The organism is Mycobacterium neumannii, from assembly GCF_002245615.1.
GTDB classification, from domain to species: Bacteria; Actinomycetota; Actinomycetes; order Mycobacteriales; family Mycobacteriaceae; genus Mycobacterium; species Mycobacterium neumannii_A.
The window spans coordinates 1-7,158 of the sequence record NZ_NKCO01000047.1 but is presented as its reverse complement, the minus strand read 5'-3'; the positions used below and the strand labels follow the sequence as shown (position 1 = coordinate 7,158).

Here is a 7,158-nt window from a genome sequence, read left to right as displayed (position 1 = left end):
GGGCGAGTGCGTCGCCCGCGCCGCTGCCGCCGCCGGGCGACGCACTCGCCCCGCCGCCGCCCGCTCCCGCGGATGCGCTGGCCGCCCCGGTTCCCGAAGCTCCGCCCGTCGATGCGCTGGCCGCCCCGGTTCCCGAAGCCCCGCCCGTCGATGCGCTGGCCGCCCCGGTTCCCGAAGCCCCGCCCGTCGATGCGCTGGCCGCGCCGGTTCCGGAAGCACCGCCCGCTCCGGCGCCCGCACCCGAAGCGCCCCCCGCACCCGAGTTCGACGCGCTGGCCGCCCCCGTTCCGGAGGCACCGCCTGCGCCGTTCGATCCGCTGGCCCCGCCGGTGCCCGAGGCTCCTCCGGTCGACGCGCAGGCCGTGGCCAACTGGGACGTCGCACCCGACGCGCCGGTCCCGGGTCAGCAGCCGGAACTGTGGTCGCTGCCCGTCGACGCGGCGCAGCAGCCCGCTCCGCAGGTCCCCCCTGCGCCCGCGCCTGTCGTGGATCCGGTCGCGACCGACGCCGGTGTTCCACATCTCGCGAGCCCCGACAACCTGCCCGTTGGGACGACCGTCGACCGCGCGCAGGCCGGGGCTGACAGCCCGAACGTCTCCTACCTCAAGGAGATCTGGCACGCGATTCAGACGCAGGACATCACCGGCAAGGACGCGCTGCTCGCGTTGACCCAGCGGCCGCTCACCACGCCGGACGCACCGGGCGGCCAGGCGCCGAACCTGCCGGCTGCGCCGGTCGATCCCGCGGCACCTGCGCCGAGCGCACCGCTGCCGCCTGCCTGATCACACCCCGCGCGATCGAGTGTGGAGTTGACGCACGCTTGCCGCGCTGCGTCGTGCCGTAACCCCACACTCGGCGGGAGGAACCGCTACGCGGAGTTCACCCATTCGTCGGAGCCGTCGGCGAAGAACTGGTGCTTCCACACCGGGAGTCGCTCCTTGACGACGTCGACCAGGCGCGCGCACGTCTGGAACGCGGCCGCGCGGTGATCGGCCGCGACCGCGGCAACCAGCGCGGCATCGCCGATCTCGAGGGCCCCGACGCGGTGGCTGACCGCGATGGCCCGGACGCCGTCGGCATCGGCGGCGATCTCCGCAGCCACCTCCGCGAGCGTCTGGGGCGCCGACGGATGCGCCGAATACTCCAGCCGCAGCACTGAACGCCCGCCGTCGTGATCGCGCACGACACCGGAGAAGCTCACCACCGCACCAGCCGAGGCATTGGCGACCAGTGCCTCATGCTCGGCGGAGTCGATCGTCTCCTCGCAGAGGTCGGCACGCAGCACCACCGCCGTCATCGCGAGTGGTCCTTTCCGCGAATCTGATCGAGCGCATGCTCGAGAACACGGTCGAGCACGCCCAGTCCGTCCTTGACGCCACCGGGCGACCCGGGCAGGTTCACGATCAGCGTGCGGTCCTTGACCCCACACACCCCGCGCGACAGCACCGACGTCGGCACCTTGTCCTCTCCGGCCCGACGGATCGCGTCGGCAAGGCCGGGAATCTGATAGTCGACCAGCGCGGCGGTGCCCTCGGCGGTGCGGTCCGTCGGCGAGATGCCAGTGCCGCCGGAGGTGATCACCACATCGACGCCGTCGGCGACCGCGGCGGAGATGGCGTCGGCCACCGCGTCGCCGTCGGGTACCACCACGGGCGCCGGGGTGTCGATGTCACGGCCGGTGAGCCAGTCCACGACGATCGGCCCGCTGCGGTCCTCGTACACGCCGGCGGCGGCGCGCGTGGAGGCGACAACGACCCGACCCGACCGCATCAGCGGGTCCAGGTTCCGGTCTTGCCGCCCTCTTTGCGCAGCACCCGAATGTCGTCGATGCGGGCGGCGGGGTCGACGGCCTTGATCATGTCGTAGATCGTCAGCGCGGCCACGCTCACCGCGGTCAGCGCCTCCATCTCGACGCCGGTGCGGTCGGTGCTGCGCACCGTGGCGGTGACGTCCACCCGCCCTTCGGCGTCGTCGATCGTGAAGTCCACGTCGACCCCCGTCAGCGCCAACTGATGGCACAGCGGGATCAGGTCGCTGGTGCGCTTGGCGGCCAGGATGCCTGCGACGCGGGCGGTGGCCAGCGCGTCGCCTTTGGGCAGGCCGCCCGATGCGATCATCGCGACGACGTCGACCGTCGTGCAAAGGGTTCCGGCCGCGACGGCGGTGCGCTTGGTGACGTCCTTTGCCGTGACGTCGACCATGTGCGCCGCGCCGGTCTCGTCGACGTGTGAGAGGCGGGCCGGCTCGGACACCTACTTGTTGACGACCGTCACCGCGTGCACGTACGGCAGTTCGTCCGCGGGCAGCGGGAACGTGATCTCGCCGAAGGGCGACAGCGCGCCGGTACGGTCGGTGGCCAGTTCGCTCACCGCGTGGTCGTCGTCACCGTCGACCTCGGGCCAGCCCGGATCGACGTACCGTTTCTTCCCCTTGTTGTCTGCCACGCCCACATTGTGGCAAATGGTCCGGCCGGTGGCGACACCGCCACACTCCTTTACGCTGGTCAGCAATGACCGAGAACGCGTCAGGCCTCCCTCTGGGCGCCTGGTTGGCCGATCTCCCCGACGACCGGCTCGTCCGGCTGCTGGAGTTGCGGCCCGACCTGACCCAACCGCCGCCGGGGTCGGTCGCTGCGCTGGCGGCCCGCGCGCAGGCCCGCCAGTCGGTCAAGGCCGCCACCGACGACCTCGACTTCCTGCGGCTCGCTGTGCTCGACGCGCTGCTCGTGCTGCACGCCGACACGACCGCCGTCCCGGTTACAAAACTGCTGGAGCTCATCGGCGACCGGGCGCCCGAAGCAGCCGTCACGAACGCCGTGGACGATCTGCGCGACCGGGGGCTGGTGTGGGGTGACGCAGCAGTCCGGGTGGCGGCCGAAGCCGTCGCGGGCTTGCCGTGGTACCCCGGACAGGCCACGGTCGAAGACACCGCCGCGAGTCCACAGGACATCGCCGCCCGACTGGAATCGCTCGACGAGGCGCAGTCCGAGCTGCTGCAGAAGTTGCTCGAGGGTTCACCGGTGGGCCGCACTCGCGACGCTGCACCCGGCACCCCGTCGGATCGCCCGGTGCAGCGGCTGCTGGCCGCCGGTCTACTGCGCCAGGTCGACGCGGAAACCGTGATCCTGCCGCGACTCGTGGGCCAGGTGCTGCGCGGTGAGCTGCCGGGACCCCTGCAGCTGACCGAACCCGACCCGGTGGTGTCGACGACGACAGCGGCCGACGCCGACGCGGTGGCCGCGGGCGCCGCGCTCGACCTTCTCCGCGAGGTCGGGGTGGTGCTCGAAACCCTGGGCGCCACACCGGTTCCGGAGTTGCGCAGCGGTGGGCTCGGCGTGCGTGACGTCAAACGACTGACCAAGGCCACCGGCATCGACGAACGCCGCCTGGGGCTGATCCTCGAAGTGACCGCGGGTGCGGGCCTCATCTCGGCGGGCATGCCCGAACCCGAACCCGAGGCCGGTGACGGGCCGTACTGGGCGCCGACGGTCTCATCCGACCGGTTCGTCGAATCCCCGACCGCGGTCAAATGGCACCTGCTGGCGACGACCTGGCTGGAGCTCCCGGGCCGGCCGAGCTTGATCGGAAACCGCGGTCCCGACGGCAAACCCTATGCGGCACTGTCGGATTCGCTGTTCTCCACTGCCGCACCGCTGGACAGGCGACTGCTCCTCGAGGTGCTCGCGAGCCTGCCGCCCGGCGCGGGCGTCGACGCAGGTGAGGCGTCGCGCGCGATGATCTGGCGCAGGCCGCGCTGGGGGGTCCGGTTGCAACCAGGGCCAGTCGCCGACCTGCTGACCGAGGCGCATGCGCTGGGACTGGTGGGTCGCGGCGCACTGGCCACCCCCGCTCGGACGCTGCTCACCGACGCTCCTGCCGACGACGTCGTTAAGGCGATGGACAAGGTGCTGCCCGCACCGATCGACCATTTCCTGCTGCAGGCCGACCTCACGGTGGTCGTCCCCGGCCCGCTGCAACGCGAGCTGGCCGAACAACTGGCTGCCGTGGCGAGCGTGGAGTCGGCGGGTGCGGCGATGGTGTACCGGATCAGTGAGCCGTCGATCCGCCGCGCGCTCGACACCGGCCGCACCGCGGGCGAACTGCACGCCTTCTTCAAGCGCCACTCGAAAACTCCCGTCCCGCAAGGTTTGACATATCTCATCGACGATGTGGCCCGCAGGCACGGTCAGTTGCGTGTCGGCATGGCGGCGTCGTTCGTGCGGTGCGAGGACGCAGCGCTGCTCGCGCAGGCGGTGGGTGCACCGGCGACGGACTCGCTGGAGATGCGCCTGCTCGCGCCGACGGTCGCGGTGTCGCAGGCGCCGATCTCCGACGTGCTCGCGGCGCTGCGCCAGGCCGGCTTCGCGCCGGCGGCCGAGGACTCGACCGGCGCCATCGTCGATATTCGAGCCCGGGGGGCGCGGGTGCCCGCTCCGCCGGGACGACGGCGCACGTACCGACTCGCCCCGACGCCCACCAGCCAAACTCTCGGTGCAATCGTCGCCGTGCTGCGCAAGGTGGCGTCGGCCCCGACCGGCGGTATGCGTTTGGACCCGGCGGTGGCGATCAACCAGTTGCAGGAGGCCGCGCACATGCAGGCCTCGGTCGTGATCGGGTACGTCGATCCTGCGGGGGTGGCGACCCAACGGGTCGTCGCACCGATCAATGTGCGGGGCGGGCAGTTGACGGCATACGATCCCGCGTCGGGGCGGGTGCGCGATTTCGCCATCCACCGCATCACTTCCGTGGTCGCCGCCGACGAGCAGTAGACCGAGCCACCCCCAGCTCATGGGGTATGTCGGCGGGCAGACGCGGTCTCTCGCGGGTGGGGAGGTCGGGGCGGTCTGGATAATGGATGGGATGACCGATGGCCCCCTGATCGTGCAGTCCGACAAGACGGTGCTGCTCGAGGTCGACCATGAACAAGCGGGCGCGGCGCGTGCCGCGATCGCCCCGTTCGCCGAACTCGAGCGCGCCCCCGAGCACATCCACACCTACCGGATCACCCCGCTGGCGCTGTGGAACGCGCGCGCCGCGGGCCACGACGCCGAACAGGTCGTCGACGCGCTGGTGTCGTTCTCCCGCTACGCGGTGCCCCAGCCGCTTCTGGTCGACATCGTCGACACCATGGCTCGCTACGGGCGGCTGCAACTGGTCAAGCATCCGGCTCACGGCCTGATGCTGGTGAGCCTGGACCGCGCCGTGCTCGAGGAGGTGCTGCGCAACAAGAAGATCGCGCCGATGCTTGGCGCGCGCATCGACGACGACACCGTCCTGGTGCACAACAGCGAGCGCGGCCGAGTCAAGCAGATGCTTCTCAAGATCGGCTGGCCCGCAGAGGATCTCGCGGGTTACGTCGACGGCGAGAAGCACCCGATCAGCCTGGCGGAGAACGGCTGGCACCTTCGCGATTACCAGCAGATGGCCACCGAGTCGTTCTGGGAGGGCGGATCCGGGGTCGTCGTGCTGCCCTGCGGCGCGGGCAAGACGCTCGTCGGCGCCGCCGCGATGGCGAAGGCCTCGGCGACCACGCTGATCCTGGTGACCAACACCGTCGCCGGACGGCAGTGGAAACGCGAGCTGATCAACAGGACCTCGCTCACGGAGAACGAAATCGGCGAATACTCCGGGGAGCGTAAGGAGATCCGGCCGGTGACCATCGCCACCTATCAGGTGATCACTCGGCGCACCAAAGGCGAATACCGGCACCTGGAGTTGTTCGACAGCCGCGACTGGGGGCTGATCATCTACGACGAGGTGCACCTGCTGCCCGCACCGGTGTTCCGGATGACGGCCGATCTGCAGTCGCGTCGTCGACTCGGCCTGACCGCCACACTGATTCGTGAGGACGGCCGCGAGGGGGACGTGTTCTCGTTGATCGGTCCGAAGCGCTACGACGCACCGTGGAAGGACATCGAGGCCCAGGGGTGGATCGCGCCCGCCGAATGCATCGAGGTGCGGGTGACGATGACCGACAACGAGCGCATGCTGTACGCGACCGCCGAACCCGACGAGCGGTACAAGCTGTGCTCGACGGCGCATACCAAGATCGCGGTGGTCAAGTCGATCCTCGACAAACACAAGGGCGAACAGACGTTGGTGATCGGCGCCTACCTCGACCAGCTCGAGGAACTCGGCCAAGAACTCGACGCGCCGATCATCCAGGGTTCGACGAAAACCGCGGAGCGCGAGGCGCTTTTCGATCAGTTCCGGCGCGGTGAGATCTCAACGCTGGTCGTGTCGAAGGTCGCCAACTTCTCTATCGATCTGCCGGAAGCCAGTGTCGCCGTGCAGGTCTCGGGCACCTTCGGATCCCGTCAGGAAGAGGCTCAACGCCTGGGGCGGCTGCTGCGACCCAAGGCCGACGGTGGGGGCGCGATCTTCTACTCCGTCGTCTCCCGCGACAGCCTCGACGCCGAATACGCCGCGCACCGTCAAAGGTTCCTCGCCGAGCAGGGCTACGGCTACGTCATCAAGGACGCCGACGACCTGTTGGGACCCGCGATCTAGACGTGCAAGCGCCCGCTATACGTGCGGGCCGACCGGATTCGACACCGTCAGTAAGATCGCGGAGTCCTCGAGCGCCTGCAGTCCGTGCCGGTCCTTGGGTACCACGATGTGGTCGCCTTCGGACCCCTCCCAGTTGGCGGACGCATGGGTCAGCCGTACGCGGCCGTGCAGGACCTGCAGGGTGGCCTCCCCGTTCGTCTCGTGCTCGGTCAGTTCCGAGCCGCCGGTCAAGGCGATCAGCGTCTGACGCAGCGAATGCTCGTGGCCGCCGTAGACCGTGTGCGCGCTGCGTCCGCTACTGGCGGCGCGGGCCGTCTCGAGTTGCTCACGTGCGAGCGCGGTCAGCGAGGTCTTGTTCATCGCGGGCTTCCTGTCGAGGGCTGGTCGATTGGAAATTCAGCAGAGATCCCAATCTTAGTGACGGTCCATCCACCGCAAGCGGCCGCATCGAGACCGTCGTAAATGAGCGTCCGAGGCGGTGAGGCGCTAGCCTGCTTACCCATGACCAGTCGCCGTCGCGCCACGTCCGCTCAGGCGGTCAAAGTCGGACTCGTCGGCGTCGCCATCGGTCTGGGTGCGCTGACGTCGGCCGGGTTCGCGACGGCGACTGGTCATGGGTAAGCGGGCTGTCTCGTATACACACCTGACG

7 protein-coding genes and 1 pseudogene are annotated in these 7,158 nt (G+C 69.9%); 3 read left to right on the top strand and 5 right to left on the bottom strand.

What is annotated here, in order from left to right:
- Positions 1-782: pseudogene (locus CEX88_RS26230) on the top strand (transglycosylase family protein); the annotation flags it as partial.
- An 86-nt stretch (positions 783-868) separates the two neighbouring features.
- Here the strand turns inward: CEX88_RS26230 and CEX88_RS25665 are convergent.
- Genes CEX88_RS25665 through CEX88_RS25650 form a run of 4 tightly spaced genes read right to left on the bottom strand, consistent with a single transcriptional unit; the run spans position 869 to position 2,444 of the window.
- Positions 869-1,297, bottom strand: a complete 429-nt coding sequence (locus tag CEX88_RS25665) for a molybdenum cofactor biosynthesis protein MoaE (protein ID WP_094295625.1) — start codon at positions 1,295-1,297, stop codon at positions 869-871.
- Complete coding sequence (locus CEX88_RS25660) at positions 1,294-1,770, bottom strand: MogA/MoaB family molybdenum cofactor biosynthesis protein (protein ID WP_202931661.1); 477 nt, start codon at positions 1,768-1,770, stop codon at positions 1,294-1,296. The genes CEX88_RS25665 and CEX88_RS25660 overlap by 4 nt, the downstream gene beginning before the upstream one ends.
- The gene (moaC, locus tag CEX88_RS25655) at positions 1,770-2,201 is read right to left on the bottom strand and encodes a cyclic pyranopterin monophosphate synthase MoaC (protein ID WP_238382211.1); all 432 of its coding nucleotides are present in this window, start codon (positions 2,199-2,201) and stop codon (positions 1,770-1,772) included. The genes CEX88_RS25660 and moaC overlap by 1 nt, the downstream gene beginning before the upstream one ends.
- A 51-nt stretch (positions 2,202-2,252) precedes the next feature.
- Positions 2,253-2,444: a hypothetical protein gene (locus tag CEX88_RS25650; protein ID WP_094295626.1), complete on the bottom strand. Its 192-nt coding sequence runs from the start codon at positions 2,442-2,444 to the stop codon at positions 2,253-2,255.
- A gap of 65 nt (positions 2,445-2,509) precedes the next feature.
- Here CEX88_RS25650 and CEX88_RS25645 point away from each other — a divergent pair, with 65 nt between their 5' ends.
- Both CEX88_RS25645 and CEX88_RS25640 read left to right on the top strand, forming a co-directional pair.
- Positions 2,510-4,768, top strand: coding sequence for a helicase-associated domain-containing protein (locus CEX88_RS25645; protein ID WP_094295623.1), 2,259 nt, complete (start codon positions 2,510-2,512; stop codon positions 4,766-4,768).
- A 91-nt stretch (positions 4,769-4,859) separates the two neighbouring features.
- On the top strand, positions 4,860-6,509 hold the full coding sequence (locus CEX88_RS25640) for a DNA repair helicase XPB (RefSeq protein ID WP_066850538.1): 1,650 nt from the start codon (positions 4,860-4,862) through the stop codon (positions 6,507-6,509).
- Positions 6,510-6,524: 15 nt separating this feature from the next.
- Here CEX88_RS25640 and CEX88_RS25635 read toward each other — a convergent pair whose 3' ends face one another.
- Positions 6,525-6,869: a cupin domain-containing protein gene (locus CEX88_RS25635; RefSeq protein WP_064397489.1), complete on the bottom strand. Its 345-nt coding sequence runs from the start codon at positions 6,867-6,869 to the stop codon at positions 6,525-6,527.
- Positions 6,870-7,158 lie beyond the last annotated feature (289 nt).

Bases quoted from the DNA above. Each gene is read 5' to 3' on its own strand.
- CEX88_RS25665 (WP_094295625.1), bottom strand. From the start codon at position 1,297: ATGACGGCGGTGGTGCTGCGTGCCGACCTCTGCGAGGAGACGATCGAC.
- CEX88_RS25660 (WP_202931661.1), bottom strand. From the start codon at position 1,770: ATGCGGTCGGGTCGGGTCGTTGTCGCCTCCACGCGCGCCGCCGCCGGC.
- moaC (WP_238382211.1), bottom strand. From the start codon at position 2,201: ATGGTCGACGTCACGGCAAAGGACGTCACCAAGCGCACCGCCGTCGCG.
- CEX88_RS25645 (WP_094295623.1), top strand. From the start codon at position 2,510: ATGACCGAGAACGCGTCAGGCCTCCCTCTGGGCGCCTGGTTGGCCGAT.
- CEX88_RS25640 (WP_066850538.1), top strand. From the start codon at position 4,860: ATGACCGATGGCCCCCTGATCGTGCAGTCCGACAAGACGGTGCTGCTC.
- CEX88_RS25635 (WP_064397489.1), bottom strand. From the start codon at position 6,869: ATGAACAAGACCTCGCTGACCGCGCTCGCACGTGAGCAACTCGAGACG.